The sequence below is a fragment of the Psychroserpens luteolus genome (assembly GCF_021032705.1).
Classification (GTDB): domain Bacteria; phylum Bacteroidota; class Bacteroidia; order Flavobacteriales; family Flavobacteriaceae; genus Psychroserpens; species Psychroserpens luteolus.
In genome coordinates, this window is sequence record NZ_JAHVXI010000051.1 from 1 (window position 1) to 318 (window position 318).

Genomic DNA, 318 nt, shown 5'->3' on the forward strand with positions numbered 1-318 from the left:
TTACTGTTAAGTTAAGTGTTTGATCCGCAGCACAGTTCACACCTTCAATAGTTACCGAGGTCGAACCACCAGAACCATCATAAGTGATACCATTCTCCGTCCATGTATACGACTCATCAGAACAAATAGTTACATCAGTCACCACAGGAGCAGGCTCCGGTGTTACTGTTAAGTTAAGTGTTTGGTCAGCTGCACAGTTCACACCTTCAATAGTTACCGAAGTTGATCCTCCAGAACCATCATAAGTGATACCATTCTCAGCCCACGTATACGACTCATCAGAGCAAATCGTTACATCAGTTACCACAGGAGCAGGCT

The 318-nt window shown here is 44.3% G+C and carries 1 protein-coding gene; it reads right to left on the reverse strand.

Annotated features, from left to right (window positions below; genetic code table 11):
• On the reverse strand, positions 1 to 318 hold a 318-nt coding region (locus tag KWG70_RS18030), incomplete at both ends, for a hypothetical protein (RefSeq protein WP_230937385.1).